Annotated in this window: 10 protein-coding genes and 4 pseudogenes; 5 read left to right on the forward strand and 9 right to left on the reverse strand. The window is 68.6% G+C overall.

All coding sequences use genetic code 11. From position 1 onward, the window contains the following. Positions 1-95 precede the first annotated feature (95 nt). Both QFZ76_RS48350 and QFZ76_RS48360 read left to right on the forward strand, forming a co-directional pair. On the forward strand, positions 96-2,870 hold the full coding sequence (locus tag QFZ76_RS48350) for a LuxR family transcriptional regulator (RefSeq protein ID WP_307679639.1): 2,775 nt from the start codon (positions 96-98) through the stop codon (positions 2,868-2,870). A gap of 292 nt (positions 2,871-3,162) precedes the next feature. Then, positions 3,163-3,543 (forward strand): annotated as a pseudogene (locus tag QFZ76_RS48360) (transposase); the annotation flags it as partial. 18 nt (positions 3,544-3,561) lie between these two features. On the opposite strand, the gene QFZ76_RS48365 reads toward QFZ76_RS48360, so the two are convergent. Continuing rightward, the gene (locus tag QFZ76_RS48365; protein ID WP_307679640.1) at positions 3,562-3,795 is read right to left on the reverse strand and encodes a hypothetical protein; all 234 of its coding nucleotides are present in this window, start codon (positions 3,793-3,795) and stop codon (positions 3,562-3,564) included. 525 nt (positions 3,796-4,320) lie between these two features. On the opposite strand from QFZ76_RS48365, the gene QFZ76_RS48370 reads away from it, so the two are divergent. After that, positions 4,321-4,551, forward strand: coding sequence for a hypothetical protein (locus tag QFZ76_RS48370; RefSeq protein ID WP_307679641.1), 231 nt, complete (start codon positions 4,321-4,323; stop codon positions 4,549-4,551). Between the two features lie 1,001 nt (positions 4,552-5,552). Here the strand turns inward: QFZ76_RS48370 and QFZ76_RS48375 are convergent. Beyond that, a pseudogene (locus QFZ76_RS48375) lies at positions 5,553-6,468 on the reverse strand (DUF1152 domain-containing protein). A 141-nt stretch (positions 6,469-6,609) separates the two neighbouring features. On the opposite strand from QFZ76_RS48375, the gene QFZ76_RS48380 reads away from it, so the two are divergent. Continuing rightward, complete coding sequence (locus QFZ76_RS48380) at positions 6,610-6,999, forward strand: hypothetical protein (protein ID WP_307679642.1); 390 nt, start codon at positions 6,610-6,612, stop codon at positions 6,997-6,999. A gap of 671 nt (positions 7,000-7,670) precedes the next feature. On the opposite strand, the pseudogene QFZ76_RS48385 reads toward QFZ76_RS48380, so the two are convergent. From QFZ76_RS48385 to QFZ76_RS48395, 3 genes and pseudogenes are all read right to left on the reverse strand, one after another. Beyond that, positions 7,671-7,964, reverse strand: a pseudogene (locus tag QFZ76_RS48385) (SAM-dependent methyltransferase); the annotation flags it as partial. A 291-nt stretch (positions 7,965-8,255) separates the two neighbouring features. Further along, a pseudogene (locus QFZ76_RS48390) lies at positions 8,256-8,558 on the reverse strand (MarR family winged helix-turn-helix transcriptional regulator); the annotation flags it as partial. A gap of 87 nt (positions 8,559-8,645) precedes the next feature. Next, complete coding sequence (locus QFZ76_RS48395; protein WP_307679643.1) at positions 8,646-9,605, reverse strand: sigma factor-like helix-turn-helix DNA-binding protein; 960 nt, start codon at positions 9,603-9,605, stop codon at positions 8,646-8,648. 616 nt (positions 9,606-10,221) lie between these two features. Here QFZ76_RS48395 and QFZ76_RS48400 point away from each other — a divergent pair. Next, a complete protein-coding gene (locus QFZ76_RS48400; protein WP_307679644.1) occupies positions 10,222-11,064 on the forward strand; it encodes an alpha/beta fold hydrolase in 843 nt (280 codons plus the stop codon). Positions 11,065-11,302: 238 nt separating this feature from the next. Here the strand turns inward: QFZ76_RS48400 and QFZ76_RS48405 are convergent, their stop codons facing one another. The 4 genes from QFZ76_RS48405 to QFZ76_RS48420 form a co-directional block, all read right to left on the reverse strand. Next, a complete protein-coding gene (locus QFZ76_RS48405) occupies positions 11,303-12,055 on the reverse strand; it encodes an SDR family oxidoreductase (RefSeq protein WP_307679645.1) in 753 nt (250 codons plus the stop codon). Positions 12,056-12,188: 133 nt separating this feature from the next. Next, entirely contained in the window at positions 12,189-14,876 is a 2,688-nt protein-coding gene (gene aceE, locus QFZ76_RS48410) for a pyruvate dehydrogenase (acetyl-transferring), homodimeric type (protein WP_307679646.1), read from the reverse strand. Positions 14,877-15,506: 630 nt separating this feature from the next. Further along, positions 15,507-16,001 (reverse strand): cupin domain-containing protein, encoded by a 495-nt coding sequence (locus QFZ76_RS48415; protein WP_307679647.1) that lies wholly within the window; start codon positions 15,999-16,001, stop codon positions 15,507-15,509. Positions 16,002-16,126: 125 nt separating this feature from the next. Then, positions 16,127-17,659: an MFS transporter gene (locus QFZ76_RS48420; protein ID WP_307679648.1), complete on the reverse strand. Its 1,533-nt coding sequence runs from the start codon at positions 17,657-17,659 to the stop codon at positions 16,127-16,129. Between the last annotated feature and the right edge of the window lie 10 nt (positions 17,660-17,669).

The following is a 17,669-nucleotide window of genomic DNA, read 5'->3' on the forward strand; positions in this document are numbered from 1 at the left end:
CCGCAGGCGAGCCGACTCGTCACGGTCGACCACGGGCACGGCGATCAGCGGACGGATTACCATACTCAGCGAACATTCCTGACAAGGGAGCTGCCATGGCGAGCCGCGGTGCACGGGCCGGGCTTCTCGGCAGGGAGAGCGAATGCAAGGCCCTCGACGATCTCGTGGCAGGTGCCAGAACCGGGCGCAGCGGTGTCCTGGTCCTGCGCGGTGAGCCCGGGATCGGCAAGACCGAGCTGCTGAGACATCTCCTCGGTCGTACCACCGGATGTCGCACCATCAGAGCGGCCGGCGTCCAGTCCGAGATGGAACTCTCCTACGCCGGCCTGCACCAGCTCTGCGCTCCCCTGCTCAGCGGGCTCGACCAGCTGCCCGAGCCTCAGCGTGATGCGCTCGGCACGGCTTTCGGTGTGCGCGCCGGCGCCGCGCCCGACCGGTTCCTCGTCGGTCTGGCCACACTGAGTCTCATCGCGGACGCCGGCGGTGACCAGCCGCTGGTCTGCATTGTCGACGACGCGCAGTGGCTGGACAAGGCGTCCGCGCTGACCTTGGAGTTCGTGGCCCGCCGACTGCTCGCAGAATCGGTTGTGCTCGTCTTCGCCGTCCGTGAACCCAGTGCCGGCCATACGCTCGGCAGCCTTCCCGAGCTGTCCCTCACGGGACTGACCGAGCGTGACTCCCGGACACTGCTCGACTCGGTCGTCACCGGTCCGCTGGATGAACGGGTGCGCGACCGCATAGTCGCCGAGTCACGCGGCAACCCGCTGGCCCTGCTCGAGCTGCCGCGCGGGTTGACCACGGCGGAGATGGCCGGAGGGTTCGGGCGTCCGGACGCGTTGCCGTTGTCGAGCCAGATCGAGCAGGGGTTCCTCCGCCGCATTCAGGAGCTTCCGTCCGAGACCCGACGCCTGTTGTTCATCGCCGCCGCGGAACCGCTGGGCGACGTGACACTGCTGAGGCGTGCGGCCGGCCGCCTCGGGATCGACGCCGACACCGCCGTGTCGCACGAAGGCGCGGCAGACCTGATCACACTCGGCACCCGGGTGCGGTTCCGGCACCCGCTGGTGCGCTCGGCGGCCTATCGAGCGGCGGGCCCGAGCGAACGTCGAGAGGGGCACAGGGCGCTGGCCGACGTCACCGATGCCCGGCTCGACCCCGACCGCCGGGCCTGGCACCTGGCCGACGCGGCCTCGGGGCCCGACGAGACAGTGGCCACCGCACTGGAGCGCTCCGCGGGCCGGGCCCACGCACGCGGCGGCATCGCCGCGGCCGCCGCCTTCCTCCACCGTGCGACCGCGCTGACACAGGACCCCGCGCGACGCGCACAGCGCGCCATGGACGCAGCACAGGCGAAACTCCACGCCGGGGCGTTCGAGCCGGCCGCCACCCTCCTCGCCACGGCGGCGGCCGGACCCCTCGACGAACTGGGCCGAGCGCGGATCGAGGTGCTGCGCGCCGGGATGGCGTTCGCCCAGAACCGCGGCGGCGAAGCCCCGCAGCTGCTGCTCGCCGCCGCTCGCCGGTTCGGCCGGCTGGACGATGTCGCACTCTCTCGTGAGACCTACCTGGACGCCATGGCGGCGGCAATATTCGCCGGCCGCCTGGCGCGCGGCCCAGGGCTGCTGGAGGTGGCCGAGGCCGCCCGTGAGGCCCCGCCGGCACGGCAGCCACAGGTGTCCGACCTGGTGCTGGACGCCCTCGCCGTGCGAGTCGCCGACGGTTACCCAGCCTCGGCGTCGATGATGGAGCACGCACTCGAAGCACTCTGCGACGAGCGACTCCCCGTACAGGAGCAGCTGCGCCGGCTTTGGCTCGCGTCCGTCATCGCCTCGGAGCTGTGGGACGACGAGCGCTGGCACGCGGCCGCGACCCGTCATGTGACGGTCACCCGCGAGGCCGGAGCCCTCAGCGCTCTCCCCGACGCGCTCGACTCCCGCGCGTTCGTGCACCTCATCGCCGGGGAACTGGCGGCGGCCGAGTCGCTGATCGAGGAGATCGAGGCGGTGTGCGCGGCAACCGGCAACAGCAACCCGGGACGTGTGGGCCCCCTCGGTCTGGCCGTCTGGCGTGGTCGTGAGGGAGAGGCCCGTACGTTGATCGACGCGGCCCTGGCCGAGGCGGTGCCGCGGGGCCAGGGGGCCAGTGTCACCGTCACACGCTGGTACGAGGCGGTGCTCTGCAACGGGCTCGGCCAGTACGCGCAGGCGCTGGCCGCGGCCCGGGAGGCAGCGGCCGAGCAGCGGGAGTTCGCCTCGCCCCGATGGGGCCTGGTCGAGCTGATCGAGGCGGCCGTACGGAGCGGCTCACCTGAGTCGGCCACCGGCGCGCTGGAGCGGCTCTCGGAGGCGACGCGAGCCAGCGGCACCGACTGGGCGCTGGGTGTGGAAGCGCGCTCGCGGGCGCTGCTCAGCGAGGGCGACTCCGCGGAGCGGCTCTACCGTGAGGCGATCGAGCGGCTCGCACGGACCCGGGTCCGCATGGAACTCGCCCGTGCGCATCTGCTGTACGGGGAGTGGTTGCGCCGCGAGAACCGCCGCTCTGATGCCCGTGCCCAACTGGACGTCGCACATGAGATGTTCAGCCAGTTCGGGGCGGAGGCGTTCGCCGAACGCGCGCGAGGCGAGTTGCAGGCGACGGGGGCGAAGGTCCGCACCCACGCGGTCGCGACGCCCACGGCTCTCACCTCGCAGGAGGCGCAGATCGCCCGACTCGCCGGCCAAGGGCTCACGAACCCCGAGATCGGCGCCCAGTTGTTCCTCAGCCGGCACACAGTCGAGTGGCACCTCCGCAAGGTGTTCTCGAAGCTCAGCATCTCTTCCCGCCGGGAGATCCGTGCCATCCAGTTCGAAGACGAGGCGACATCGGCCTGATCCGCGACTGGAGTGCCCCCGAAATCCGAGACCTGGACGTTGGACGCCTCGTATTCGGGGGCCTCACGGACATGGGCCGGAGCCTGGGATCCATCCCTTTTTCTTCGCGGGGAGCCCCGGCTTTCGGGCCGGGCCCCGACCCCGGTCAGCCGGGCGCGTTCCTGTCCAACGGGGCCGGGGCGAAGGCCGGGCTCAACACGTCGTTCATGGACGCCGGTTGGGTGTTCCCGACGATCCTGCACGCCAAGGCTGAAAGCGCCGGACGGGAAGTGATCGCCGTTACCCCCGTTAAGTCCTGACGTCGATGCCAGGCGTCGGTGTCAGGACCGGAGCCCGCATCCTGACCGAGGTCGGCGACGGCAGCACCTTCCCGACCGCCGGCCACCTCGCCGCCTACGCCGGTCTCGCACCCGCGACCCGGAGCTCGTGCTCCTCGATCCGCGGCGAACAACCCTCCAGGAGAGGAAACAAACAGCTCAAACGGGCCTTCTTCCTCTCCGCGTTCGCCGCCCTGAGCGACCCGGCATCCCGGGCCTACTACGACAAGAAGATCGCCAAGGGTAAGCACCACACCCAGGCCCTGCTCTGCCTCGCCAGACGCCGGACCGACGTCCTCTTCGCCATGCTCCGCGACGGCACCTTCTACGAACCCCAAACAGCTGCGGCCAGCTGAGGAGTCCAGACCGCTCGGTCAGTCCTCCGGCCGAAGCCGCTGACGAGCGGCCTCAAGCCGCTGGTCATAGTCAGGCGCGAACAACTCAGGAAGCACCTTGTCCAGCGTTCCGGCGATCCGATGGATCGGCGCCCAGATCGCCGGATCGTCGACAACGCGGCTGAGGTCCGTCATCTGGAGCCTCTCCAGCCAGTGCGACAGCACCAGTGCCTCGTCACTCGTGAGCTTGATCGTGACCTGGCTATCACTCATGCACACCCCTCCGGCTCAGCCCGCCCTCGACCACACGAACCTACTGGCCTTGGACCTTGACCAAACACATAGGGGCCCCCGCAACGCCTCCCTGCCCCGAATGCGGGCATGCAGCCAAGGAGAACCGCCCCACTCAGGAAAAGTTCCACTGCGCTGCCTGCGGCCACACCCCGCCAGGACAGCAAGGTGTCACCAAGAGACGCACGTGCGTCAGCGGGTCCGCGACGACAAGCGGCAGAGCGGCCAATCGGCCTCCGAGCCCTCATGAAGGCCACGTGCCCGAACCGGGCTCTACGACGAAGGTGACGGGCAGCGTCGATCCTTCTTGTTCGCCGACATAAAGTGACCAGCCGTGTCACACAAGCTTGGGGTGCCTGGTCATCTCTTCAACGGTTGTGTGAGCCGAGAAATGTGTGACGGCCGCCGTTCGCGCGTTCCGTTCGGACCTGCGGGTGCAGCACGAGGACACACTGGCCCAGCGGCCCACCTGCGTGCCGCACCCCACGAACTGACATGGAGGCGACAATGTTCGAGCACCGGACAGAGGCTGAGATGAGGCTGCACTCCGAGAAGATGGCCAGGGAACTCGCCCTGAAGAGGCGGCAGAAGGAGAGGGACGTCACGAACGACCCCACCGAGAAGTCAGACGCAGTGAGCGGCGGCAGCACCGAGAACGATGACGTCGTCGAGACGCAGTGTGGGGCTGGCGAGACGCCCGCGACCACGGGAACGACGGTCACCACTGACCCGAAGTGAGGAGACCGAACTCCGGAGCGGGCAGTGAGGGCGACTGTCGGCCACACTCCGCCGTGTCGGGAAGGAGAGTGGTCGGGCGAACTTGCCGGGCCGGCGGACCGGTGGGCTGCTGAGGGGCGGCGCCGAAGCGGTTGTAGGCGTTGATGGCGGCAATGAACGAACGGAAGCCGCCATGGGAAGATCCCATCGTCTTGCCCGTTCGGATGGGGGCCGGCTTGACGCTGTTCGCCGAAGAACAGAGCAGGTCGCGCGCGGTCGTTCCCGACCGGGCGATGTGCACAGCAGCTCCGCGACCCCTATGTGTGGCCGTGCAACAGGTCCTGTTGTGAAAGTCGATCAGGAGTCGCAGTCGGCTCGGGTGACGGTCCGATCCGACCAGGCCCGCGAGAGGGTGAGACGGTCGGATCGGAGCACGTCGCGCTGTTCGGTCACCCAATGCTCAACCTGATCCACGGATTCCGCGACGGACTGATCCGTGGTGTCGAGCAGGTGGATGCACCATCGCCGATCGTCGGCAGTCCACCCGGTCCAACGGTGCCAGGCCATACGAGGCCAGCTGCCGTCGATGATGACGTCGGGTCGGTGTCGGGGATTCTTGGCGTGCTCGCGGTGCCAGACGGCCCAGCCGAGGAAGGCGTCAACCGCCGGAGCGTCCCACCGGCCCGCGTCGCGCAGGGTGAGCCTGCTGCGCCGGACTCGTCGGACACGTCGACCAGACACACCGCGATTCCATCCAGCAACGGGGCGGAGGGGGTGGCCAGGACCTCTCCAAGCGGGGACTGCCCGGTCAGCTCGTGGCGGTTGGACGTGGGGGGCGTCCGATGCCTTGCCATCGCGGTCGAGGAAACCTTCGTACGCGACGTGCCAGCCGAAGAGCTGAGCGGTCGTAGCGGCGTGAAGCGCGGTCCAAACCTGGGATTGCCGACCCTCATCGTCCGGTCGGTGTAGACGATTGATGAGGGCGGGTGGGCGGATCCCGGCCGCCCGTGCCGGAGGAAGGCTCAGTGTGGGAAAGCCCGCGGCGGACGCTGACGGGGCAGCGTGATGCGGAATTCCTCGATCACGGAATTCACCTGCCGCATCAGCGAAGTCCGTTCCAGCAGACCAAGGTAGAGATTGCGGCGGGCCAGTCCAGGTAGGTCCACACAGAAGTACATTGCCATCAGCGGGTTGACGAACAACTGGCCGTTCTTGGTCCTTTCCGTGAACCGGACATCGCCGAAGTCACCGCGCACGGCGGCGGCGACGGATCCGTTCACGATGCTCGGGTGGCTCGGGGTGTGGCGCTGGGCGTGCGCCACCGCGTCGAGATAGAGCGCGCCCTCCCGCGCCCTCCCGCGCCGCCCCGAGCAGCGAGAACGCCCCGAGATAGGCGCCGTCCCGGTCCAGGGCGGCCAGGTTCTCCAGTACGAGCGAGTGGTTCACACCGTGATACGCGTCCACGCCGAAGCCGAGGCAGGCCACCAGCCGGTGCGGGATTTCGTCGAGCCTGCTCACGGCGGCCAGGCTCGCCATGTCCTCCTCCGGGGTGCCCAGACCGTGTTCGTCGCCGCGCATCAGGATGTCTGTCCCGCCGTCCACCAGCACCACCGCGTCGACACCGCCGAGATGGGTGATCAGCGTCCGGTAGGCCGCCCGCAGCGGACCGACCCCGATGCTCGGGAACGCGTACACGGTCGACGGCAGATCCTGCGTCGCGAGCCACTGGGCGAGCGTCCGTTCGGGAAAGTAGTCGCCGCGCAGGGCGGTTTCGGGCCCGACGGCCGCGACGTCCTGGTCCACCCACACATCGAGGTCCAAGCCGTACAGATCGGCGAAGGACAGGTTGGCGAGGTACACCTCCTTGCCCGCGGACCGCAGCGCGAGTGCGAGCGGCAGCCCGGCATACACGTCGAAGCCGCCGCCCGCCCCGGCGATGAGTACCCGTCACGCGTCGCGCAGGCGGGTGAAGAACGCAGGTTCCCCCAGAGAGATCACCGCAGGACGCTACTGCACTTGATTGGGTGATGTGAGGTCATCGCCTGACAAGTGGGGGATGGTTCCGGTAGATCTGTGCGCGTGAACGACTCCACGCCCGAGAACGACGAGCCCACCACCTTCGTCGAGACCTCGAAGAACCTGTTCAGGAAGCACAAGCCGAAGGTCCTCGCCGTCGGCGGTGCGGTCGGCAGCGTGGCCCTGGCCGTCATCGCCGCCAGTCTCGCCGGAGGGCGGGGTTCCGAGAACACGGAGGATCAGGAGTCGCTCTCCGCCCCTGAAACTTCGGACCAGTCTCGTCGGTCCTCCAGCGACCATGACCGCGACCCATTCCTACGAAGGCTCCCTGCCGGTCAGCACGCCAGCGATGAGGCCAGGGCGAGGTACAAGGAATTGACGGGCAACGACCTCACCTCCTGGTTACACCTTGGTTCGCCGGTGGTTTTTTCCGAAGGAGTCCTCAGAGGATGAGACCCCCGGCGAAGCCGCAGCCTGAGCATCTGGGCGAAGGCACCGCCACCTCTCGTTCCGCTGCAGTGCTGGCTGATGCTGCAGAACGTCTTTACCGCCGCTGACCTTGGTGACGGGGCTGTCCAGCGGGAGAAGATCCTCTCGTGAGCCAGCCCCCTGCCGCAGTTGCCGAAGCCTGAGTTCGCTCTCTGATGCCCGTCGAGGCCCTATCCGAGGTGCCCGCACAGATCGTTGCTGATCTCGGAGAGGCTGGCATCCCTGGCGGGTTGACCGGTGACGGGTACCGGCCGCTGAGCGAACCGGTGTACTTCGGGGGGATCGGTGAGCGGGGGCTGGTCGCCATTGCGACGAGTGGCCTGTTCGGCCGTATCGGAGTCGATGTAGCCAGTGGTCACGTGTACCACGGGTTTCGGGCCGCGACGCAGCGGATCAAGTCCAGGTCGACCATGGTGACCTGCCCGGTCCACCAGGCATCGCGGGGAAAGAGCATGACCCGCGGCTCCTGCGCCACCCAGCCGCACGCCGTGCTCGTCCTCGCCAAGACGGGCCATCGGGCGGTGCCGATGCGGGCGGCCGTCGAACTTGCGCACGGAGACGAGAACCTCGCCAACGGTCATGATCTGGAGACTGCTTGGCAGTCTTCCCCGGTGAACCGTCCCGGTCGGGCGCCAGTCGGCCTGTAGGACGAAGAACAGGAAGCACAGGAAGCGCGGCTTGGCGGCGATGGCTTCGGGGAACAGCTCGCGGGCGGCTGGATCCGGCTCCGGCTCGCTGATGACCGTGATCCGGAAACCGGCACCGGTGAAGGCCTCGATCATCGCGTGCAACGGCCTGTGCCAGATACTCATCAGGGCGGTATGGCCGCCCATGGTCCACTTTTCGGTCCAGTTGGTGATGTCGAAGTACTGGTACTCCGCCTCGCGGCCGGCCTGGCGGTGCATGAGGTTGATGGCAAAGGCGACGTCGCGCCGCTGAGCACGGCCACCGCGCGCAGGGTGAGCGGAGCGCCGAGGAGGTAGCGGCAGCCTCGCACTCGTCTCGGGTCACTCACCCGGTCCGACACCTCGGCCAGGGTAAGCAGGACGGGCGGTAGGACGAGCGGTTCCGCGGGCAAGCGCGGCAGCTCGACGTCCCCGCGGTGTCGCTGGAGGACCCGCTCCTGGCAGACACGAGCAACCGGTCAACTCATCTCGCCCACTGAGAAGCTATCCGCTTTCCGAACTGGGGGCGAGGCTCGGGAGGCGTGGGTAGATGGGCTACTGCGCGTCGCGCGGGCGGGGGTGCGGGGGGTGGTGGTGCTCGGTCAGGACGGTGAGCAGGCGGGTTAGTTCGTCCTGCTGGACGGGGGTGAGGGGGGCGAGGATTTCGCGCTGGGCGTCGGCGATGAGCGTATCGAGGCGCTCTAGGCGGCGGCGGCCGGTGGGGGTAAGGGTGATGACGTTGCGGCGGCGGTCGGTGGGATCGGGTTCGCGGCGGATGCATTCGGTGTCGGCGAGCTCGTTGAGGACAGAGACCATGTCGGTGCGGTAGATGCCGGTGCGGCGGCTGAGTTCGGCCTGACTGGCGGCGCCGGCATCAAGCTCGCTGTCCGCTACGAGGCAACCGTGCTGGTCGCAGTCCTCAACGAGTGGCTGTGACCAGCACTTTCACAACAGGCCGTAGTCCCGGTCTGCCGCGGACACGTCGTTCGAGCCGCCAGGCCCACCGGGTACACCAGGCACCCGAGGTACACCGCGAGAGGCATCCGGCCGGTTCCAGAGGCGCAGTTTGTCGGGGTTCAGAACGGCCCAGACCTGGACGACGTGGTGGCCGGCGATGTCGAAGCTGATCACGGCGGCGACCTGGCCGTCGTAGCGCACGACGATCCCCGTCCGGCCGTTGACGGAGTGGAGGTCCAGTGCGGTACGGGGGCGGTGGGAGAGCAGAGTGAGCAGGCTGCGGGCGACGTTCAGGGCACCGTGGACCGGCCGGTCCAGAGCCCGCACCTTGCCGCCGCCGTCGAAGAAGGCCGTGGCGTCGGGGGCCAGCAGAGATGACAGGAGGGCCGAGTCCTCCGCGGCGCAGGCCTCACGGACCGCCCGGACCATCCGGTCGTGCTGATGCGGCATGGTGGGACTCGAACGCCTGGTCCGCAAGGTGCGACGGGCCCGTTCGGCGAGTTCGGTACATTCCTGTTCCGTCTGGCCTACGATCTCGGCGACCACTTGTGGCGCCATCCCGAAAACATCATTGAGGACGAATGCCGCCCGCTCGGCCGGGGACAGGGAGTCCAACGCGTTCAGCAGAACCTCGCTGACCTCGTCCGTCAAAGACGGACAAGCCCTCACTGTCGTATCACCGGCTGTGCCTGCCGCGCCCGGCCCTCGACGCTCTGGCAGGGCCAGGCACGTCAGGCAGATGGCGCCTGCCGTCTTCACCAGCCAGGAGAGCGGCTCCGCGATCCGCGCCCTCTCCGGACCGGACAGGCCGTACCACCGACGGTAGGTCTCGGTGACGACTTCGTCGGCATCAGGACCTGTGCCCAACATCCAATAGGCGACGGCCAGCAGATGCTGCCGCTCGTCGAGCATCTCAGCGATCGGCACCGCGTCATCGGCCTGGTCCATACGGCATCTTCCCTCTCACACGGCAGTCCATCGCCTACACCGCGACGTCTCGGCCGACGTCCGGAACGGCCTCGGTGGACCGAGCGCGCTGTCCCGACCTGTCGTGTCCAACGTTCTGGTCACGCTGTTCTCGACAGTGCAGACCGGACAGGCATGGACCATGTGACACGGGCAGTGACGCGGGGGAAAGTGCCTGCGAACGCGCTGGGTGACCCTGAGATGCGGGCGGGTGCATGCCCCCAGTGGGCCGACACGCGATTGGCTGAGTGGCGACCCGTATGGGACAGGGACCGGCCGGGCCCGCACGTCTCGAGCCCGCGGCGACGATGGGCACATGTCACACATTCGATGAGCGTCCTGTCATAAGGGCGAAAGGCGGTAAGTGGGACTGTCGAGTCAACCGGCCGTTCCCGCCCGGCGGTTGGCACCCGGCTCGTCCACGTTGGCAGCCCGCCTCCTACCTGGTTTCCGCGTCGCAGCAACGATGCTGACCGCGCCGCCGTACACGGCTCCAGCCCCGCCTCAGCAGTGGGCTGTCGTGGGCCGCCGACCATCAGCGCCGCGCTCCTTCCACCAGGAGTCGGCGCGTCTGCGCAACCTCGAAAGGTGTCTGCCTATGTTCCGCTCATCCCTCGCCCGCCGGTCCCGTACCCCGCTCACCGTTGTCGCCGGGGCCAGCATCGCTGCGGGCCTGCTGGTCACCGCGGTCGCCCCCGCCTCCGCCGACAAGGGTGTCCACGTACGGAGTCCCAAGCCCACCGTCGTCCTGGTCCACGGTGCTTTCGCCGACTCCACAAGCTGGAACGACGTCATCAAGAAGCTTCGCCACGACGGTTATCCGGTCATCGCGGTCGCCAACCCGCTGCGGTCCCTGAGCGGTGACTCCGCCTATCTCAAGGACATCCTGGAGGGCATAGACGGTCCCATCGTTCTGGCCGGCCACTCCTACGGCGGCTCCGTCATCAGCAACGCGGCCACCGGCAACAAGAACGTCAAGGCGCTGGTCTACCTCGCCGCCTTCCTCCCGGAGAAGGGCGAGAGCGCGGCCGACCTGTCGGGCAAGTTCCCCGGCAGCACCCTCGGCGAAGCCCTCCGCTCCGTACCGCTGACCGAGGCGGACGGCTCCCAGGGCGCCGACCTCTACATCCAGAACGACAAGTTCCGTCACCAGTTCGCCGCCGACGTGCCCCGTAACAAGACCGACCTGATGGCCGTCACCCAGCGACCTGTCACCAACGCCGCCCTGGCGGAGGGTGCGGCCGAGCCGGCCTGGAAGACCATTCCCTCCTGGGTCCTGGTTGCCACGCAGGACCTCAACATCCCGGCCGAGGCTCAGGAGTTCATGGCCGAGCGGGCAGGCGCCCACACCACGGAGGTCCGCTCCTCGCACGCGGTGAGCGTCTCGCAGCCCGGAAGGGTCACCGACGTCATCGAGGACGCTGCGCACTCGGTGCGCTGACGCCTCTTACGTATGTCGGTCAGGGGATCGGGACGGACCGGACGGTCCGTCCCGATCCCCTGTGTGCCCAGTGCCGGCCCTTCGCGAGCGGGCCCCGTCACAGGTCGGGGACGGCGAGGACCCTTCCGACCTGGATGGGCACACCACAACGGCCGGTACCGGACAAGGGTCTCGGTACCGGCCGTCGTGCGGTCCAGTCGCGCGGGAGCGGATCCCGATCGCTGGCCGTTCCCCGGTTCTACTTCCCCTGCCGCGCGATCCAGTCGCTGAATCGCGTCTCGCCGAGGCGCGCGTCCGGACCGGGCAGCAGCGTCTTCTCCTCCAACTGGGCCCCGAAGTAGGGTGCCTTGGGATCGGAGACGACCGTGCGCGGGTCGTTCTTGGCGGCCAGGCCCTTACGGATCAGCTCGTCCAGCTGGAACGTGTCAGGTCCGGCGACCTCAACGACACCGCCCACCGGCTCACCGACGGCAGTGCGGCCGACCGCGGCGGCGACGTCGTCGGAGTAGATGGGCTGGATCGCGATGGGGGCAAGGTGCACCGTGTTGTCGTCCTGAGTGGCGGAGTCCGCGATGCCCTTCATGAACTCGAAGAACTGGGTGGCGTGCACGATGGAGAACGGAACTCCGGACTCCCTGATCAGCTCCTCCTGCGCCTGCTTGGCGCGGAAGTAACCACTTTCCTGGAGCCGCTCAGTGCCCACCACGGACAGTGCGACGTGGTGCGTGACACCGGCCTCCTTCTCCGCCTTGAGCAGATCCGTGGTGGAGGTGCGGAAGAACTCCATGACCGCGTCGTCCTCGAACGAGGGGGAGTTGGACACGTCCACCACTACCTGAGCGCCCTGCAGAACCTCAGTCAGGCCCTCACCCGTCAGAGTGTTGACCCCGGTGTTGGGCGCGGCCGGAACCGCCTCGTGGCCGTGCTCGGTGAGCTTGCCGACCACCTTGGAGCCGATGAGACCGGTTCCGCCGACAACTACGACCTTCATGATGGTTCCTCCTCGATTATTGGGGTTTCCGTACCAGTAGTGACAGGACAGGGGAGGTTTGTGTGACATGGCACCGGGCGCATCATGTGCGGCGCGTCGTGTCGCGCAGGCCCGGGTTGCGGCACCTCGCCGCTCACTGGTCGAGGCCGTAGCGCGCGCGGGCCTGCGCGACGGTCTCCGGGGCGACCTGCCCGGTCCTGGCCAGCCGGTACAGCGCCGTCACCACGATGGACTCGGCGTCCACCTGGAAGTGGCGGCGCACGTCCGCACGGGTGTCGGAGAGACCGAAACCGTCGGTGCCCAGGGAGTAGTAGTCCTGCTCGACCCACTGGCTGATCTGGTCGGGCACCTGCCGCATCCAGTCGCTGACGGCCAGCACCGGGCCCGGCGCACCGGCCAGCGCCCGGGTGACGTACGGGGTGCGCTCCTCGCCGCGCATGCGGGCGGCGTCGGTGTTCATCGCGTCGCGCCGCAGCTCGGTCCAGGACGTCACCGACCACACGTCGGCGTGTACGTTCCAGTCGGAGGCGAGGAGTTCCTGCGCTCGGAGTGCCCAGTGGATGGCCGTACCGGAGGACAGCAGCTGGAGCCGGGGGCCGGTCGCGGTGGGCTCGGCGGGCCGGAACCGGTAGATGCCCCGGACGATGCCCTCCTCGATACCCGGCAGCGCCGGCATGGTCGGCTGGTGCTTGGGCTCGTTGTACACGGTCAGGTAGTAGAAGACGTTCTCCGGCTGCTCGCCGTACATCCGGCGCAGACCGTCCCGGACGATCACCGCGATCTCGAAGGCGAACGCCGGGTCGTAACTGATCACCGCCGGGTTGGTGGAGGCCAGCAAGTGCGAGTGCCCGTCGCCGTGTTGCAGCCCCTCGCCGGTCATGGTGGTGCGTCCGGCGGTGCCGCCGACGACGAAGCCGCGGCCCATCTGGTCGCCGAGCGCCCAGAACTGGTCGCCGGTGCGCTGGAATCCGAACATGGCGTAGAAGATGTAGAGCGGGATCATCGGCTCACCGTGCGTGGCGTACGAGGTGGCAGCGGCGGCGAACTCGGCCACGGAACCCGCTTCGGTGATGCCCTCGATGATCAGCTGCCCGGTCTTGCTCTCCTTGTAGTAGAGCAGTTGGTCGGCGTCGACCGGGTCGTAGTTCTGGCCCAGCGGTGAGTAGATCCCGGCCGTCGGGAACATCGACTCCATCCCGAACGTACGAGCCTCGTCGGGGATGATCGGCACCCAGCGCGCCCCGGTCCGCTCGTCCCGCATCAGGTCCTTGACCAGGCGGACCAGCGCCATCGTGGTGGCGACCTCCTGATGGCCGAAGCCCTTCTCCAGAGCCTCGAAGGGCTTGGCGGACGGTTCCGGCAGCGGTTTGGCGATCACCCGGCGAACGGGGAGGGGGCCGCCCAGCGCCGCCCGCCGCTCATGTAGGTACCGCACCTCCGGCGAGTTCTCCCCCGGGTGCCAGAACGGCACCTGCTCACCGGCGAGCGCGCTGTCGGGGATGGGGAGCTCCAGCAGGTCGCGCATCTCGCGGAACTGCTCCATCGTGAGCTTCTTCATTTGGTGGTTGGCGTTGCGGGACTCGATCGCCGAGCCGAGGGTGTGACCCTTGACCGTCTGGGCGAGGACCACCGTCGGCGCGCCCCGGTGCTCCACGGCGGCCCGGTAGGCGGCGTACACCTTCAACGGCTCGTGGCCGCCGCGGGAGTTCTCGAACAGCTCGACGACCTGGGCGTCGCTCAGGGAGGCGGAGACGGCGGAGAGAGCATCGCCGGTGAAGAAGTCTTTGCGTATGTAGGCGGCGTCCCGCGCTGCGAGTGTCTGCATCTGCGCGTCGGGCACCTCGCCCAGGCGCTGCACCAGGTCGCCGGTGGTGTCTTGTTTCAACAGCGGGTCCCAGGCTTCGCCCCACAGGGTCTTGACCACGTTCCAGCCGCTGCCGCGGAACCGGGCCTCCAACTCCTGAACGATCTTGGAGTTGGACCGGACCGGCCCGTCCAGGCGCTGCAGGTTGCAGTTGACCACGAAGGTGAGATTGTCCAGGCTCTCGCGGGACGCCAGCGTGAGAGCGGCGATCGACTCCGGCTCGTCCATCTCCCCGTCGCCCAGGAACGCCCACACCCGTGAGGCGGAGGTGTCCTTGATGCCGCGAGCCTGGAGGTAACGGTTGAACCGAGCCTGGTAGATCGCGCCGAGCGGACCCAGCCCCATGGACACCGTCGGGAACTCCCACAGCCATGGCAGCCGGCGCGGGTGCGGGTAGGACGGCAGGCCGTGGCCGCCGGCCTCCCTGCGGAAGGCGTTCAGTTGCTCCGTGCTCAGGCGCCCCTCGAGAAAGACCCGGGCGTAGATGCCCGGCGAAGCATGCCCCTGCAGGAACAGCTGATCGCCCGAGCCGTCACCGTCCTTGCCCCGGAAGAAGTGGTTGAACCCGATCTCGTAGAGCCAGGCCGCAGACGCGTAGGTGGAGATGTGGCCGCCCAGTCCCAGACGCGAACCGCGGGTGACCATCGCCGCCGCGTTCCACCGGTTGAGCGCGGTGATCCTGGATTCCATCTCCACGTCCCCGTCGAACTCCGGCTGCGCGGAGGCCGGGACGGTGTTGATGTAGTCCGAGGACAGTAGCCCCGGCAGGGACATCGCGGACCGCGCCGCGAACTCGTGCACCCGTCGCATCAGGTACACCGCCCGCTCCGGCCCGGCGTTCCGCACCACAGCGTCGAGGGAGGCCTGCCATTCGGCAGTCTCCTCGCGGTCACGGTCGGGTATCTGGTCGAGCTCACTGATCGCAGAGGACTCAGTGGGCCGGGACGGATCACTCATGGCAGCCTTCCTGTCGCGGCGTGGAGAAGAGGGGAATGCCGGCTGCGGAAAGGGTCGGTGTCACACAGACGGCCGGCCGGCAGGCACGGGCGGCGACAGATGCCGCCGCCCTGGTGGGGGCAACGCACGTTGAGCTACTGGGGCAACCTGTGGTGGTCCAAGTCGTGCTCGGGCTCGGGAGGAGCGTTCGCTCAGCGAGCACGGCACTGACGAACGGGGTCTGCGAGTCGGTGATCACTGGACTGGGCCGGACCGGGACGGTCGGCAGCTCAATGGGGTGAGGTCATCGAGCGGCGGTTCCTCGGGGCTGACAGCCTAAAGAACCCCGAACAGCGGCATACGGCGGCACGGCGACCGCACGATCTCCCCCCCGTGGTCGTGGAACCCGGCGAAGGTCCTCGCGGTGAGGAGGCCGGCGGTACCTGCCACGACGACTCTCATCTGGACCTCTTCCGGTACCGGGGCAGTGACCCGCTGCGCATCCTCGAAGACCCCGAGCCTGCCACCGTCCTCAACACACCTGGACAGGGCGAGGCCGCCTGGTGTGACACCGTTGCAGGCGCCCGGCTGCGATTGGCGGATCGGGGTCGCCGCTTGTGACCGACTCGGGATCGAGGCCGCTGCACGCTGCTACTCGACGAAGTACGAGTCGTGCCTGTCGAAGAACGCGGCACGCGCCTCCTCCGAGGCGTGCGCCAGTTGCGACACCTGCTCGAAGTACTCCTCACGTGGTGCGCCCGGCGTGAACAGCAGCAGCATGTCGGCCGGGGCGTCGGAGTCGTTGCGGAAGGCGTGCAGACCGCCCTGGGGCACATGCAGGAAATCACCCTTGCGCGTGTCGACCCACTGCACACCGTCGAACACACGCACCGTGCCGTCCAGGATGTAGAACGACTCCGAGATCCGCTTGTGGAAGTGCTTCTTGGGCCCGCCCGCCCTCGGACTCATCTCCACCCGGTACAGGCCGAACTCTCCCCGCGTGGTGTCAGTGGTCGCGAGATAGTGGATGGCGTCCTTGCCGGTTCCGCTCTCGCCGATGGCCGGCGGTGTGGTGGCAGGCCGGTAGACGGCGCTGACCTCGCCGTCCTCTCCCCAGTACTTCTGTTCCGGATACGGGTACGACATGTCGCGATTCCTTTCCTGCGACGGGCACGCGTGACGCGCCGGCGCGGGCCGCTGAACAGCGGTCCTCTCAACAATGAGACCGATGAGCACCCACCGATGTGACACTGGCGCTCCTGGACGAGACGTCAGTCAACGACGTGGTGGTGGGCGAACCGGGACACCAGCGGGGGCTCCATCAGCCAGCCGTGCGCCCGCCCGCGCAGTGGATAACGGGCCGTGTCGGCTTCCCGCAGCGTGCCGAAGGCCACCAACGCGCCGATGGCCAACAGGCCCGCACACAGCGGCATGGCCCGGCTGAATGACGCGTCGAAGGCGGCACCTGATCGGTAGGCGTCCGGCCCCATCCCCACCAGCAGCGGCAGCGCTGCCACGGAGACCAGGCCGGAGGCGCGGGCCGCGGCGTTGTTGATGCCACTTGCCAGCCCGGCGTTCGCGGCCTCCACCGACGACAGCAGGGTGACGGTCAGCGGGGCGACCATGATGACCATGCCGGTGCCCATCACCATCAGGGCGGGCAGGACGTCATGGAGGTAGGACGTGCCGGGGCCGACCCGCAGCATCATCAGCATGCCGGCCCCGCACACCAGCGGGCCGACGGTGAGGGGGATCCGCGGCCCCAGCCGTTGGGCGAGCATGCCGGAGTGGGACGAGAACAGCACCATCAGCAGCGTGTTGGGCAGCATGGCCGCGCCGGCTGCCAGCGCCGAGTACCCGACGACGATCTGCAACTGCAGAGCGGTCAGGAAGAAGAAACCGCCCGTGCCCGCGTACACGCACAGTGTGATCAGGTTGACGCTGCGGAACTGGCGGGACGAGAAGATCGACAACGGCATCATCGGGTCGTTGCTGCGTCCCTCCACCACAAGGAACGCGAAGGCCGCCACGGCGCTGCCCACGGCCGCGGCCAGGACCACCGGTCCGCCGTCCCGGGCCTCGGTCAGTGCGTAGGTGGCCAGGGCGAGCGTCACAGCGCCCAGCACGGCGCCGGGGATGTCGAAGCCGAGCCGCTTTCTGCCACCGGCGCCGACTGCGGGACTGTCCCGCCGGGGCGTGCCCACGGACTCCGGGACATGACGTAGCGCCACGGGCAGGCACAGAAGCGCCGGCACAGCGCTGAGCAGGAAGGTCCAGCGCCAGCCGGGGCCGTCCACCAGCCAACCGCCCACAAACGGCCCGAGGGCCGCGCCGATTCCGCCGAATCCCGACCACAGGCCGATCGCCCGGGGCCGGTCGTCCGGGTGGAACGAGGCCTCGATGATCGCCAGTGAGCCGGGGGTGATCAGGGCGCCGCCGACGCCCTGCAGTGCTCGGGCGGTGATCAGCGTGGTGGTGTCGGGAGCCAGACCGCACAGCAGGGAAGCCACCGCGAACCACACATTGCCCATGACGAAGAGGCGACGCCGTCCGAAACGGTCGCCCAGCGAGCCGCCCAGCAGGATCAGGGCCGCCAGAGTCAGCATGTAGGCGTTCGCGGTCCACTGCAGAACGCCGAGGTCGGCGTCGAAGTCCGCGCCGATGTGCGGCAGCGCGACGTTGGTGACGGTCGAGCCGAGCATGACCACGCTGGATCCCAGAACGGTGGCCAGCAGGGTCCACCGGCCGCGCGCACTGGCGATACGGAGGGGACCCCGATCGTCCGGAGACGGAGATGAAGGCATGTCGCGTCCC

Origin of the sequence: Streptomyces sp. V4I2 (assembly GCF_030817655.1) — a bacterium.
Lineage (GTDB): Bacteria > Actinomycetota > Actinomycetes > Streptomycetales > Streptomycetaceae > Streptomyces > Streptomyces plumbiresistens.

Coding starts and splice junctions, on each gene's coding strand:
- QFZ76_RS48350 (WP_307679639.1), top strand. CDS start 96: ATGGCGAGCCGCGGTGCACGGGCCGGGCTTCTCGGCAGGGAGAGCGAA.
- QFZ76_RS48365 (WP_307679640.1), bottom strand. CDS start 3,795: ATGAGTGATAGCCAGGTCACGATCAAGCTCACGAGTGACGAGGCACTG.
- QFZ76_RS48370 (WP_307679641.1), top strand. CDS start 4,321: ATGTTCGAGCACCGGACAGAGGCTGAGATGAGGCTGCACTCCGAGAAG.
- QFZ76_RS48395 (WP_307679643.1), bottom strand. CDS start 9,605: ATGGACCAGGCCGATGACGCGGTGCCGATCGCTGAGATGCTCGACGAG.
- QFZ76_RS48400 (WP_307679644.1), top strand. CDS start 10,222: ATGTTCCGCTCATCCCTCGCCCGCCGGTCCCGTACCCCGCTCACCGTT.
- QFZ76_RS48405 (WP_307679645.1), bottom strand. CDS start 12,055: ATGAAGGTCGTAGTTGTCGGCGGAACCGGTCTCATCGGCTCCAAGGTG.
- aceE (WP_307679646.1), bottom strand. CDS start 14,876: ATGAGTGATCCGTCCCGGCCCACTGAGTCCTCTGCGATCAGTGAGCTC.
- QFZ76_RS48415 (WP_307679647.1), bottom strand. CDS start 16,001: ATGTCGTACCCGTATCCGGAACAGAAGTACTGGGGAGAGGACGGCGAG.
- QFZ76_RS48420 (WP_307679648.1), bottom strand. CDS start 17,659: ATGCCTTCATCTCCGTCTCCGGACGATCGGGGTCCCCTCCGTATCGCC.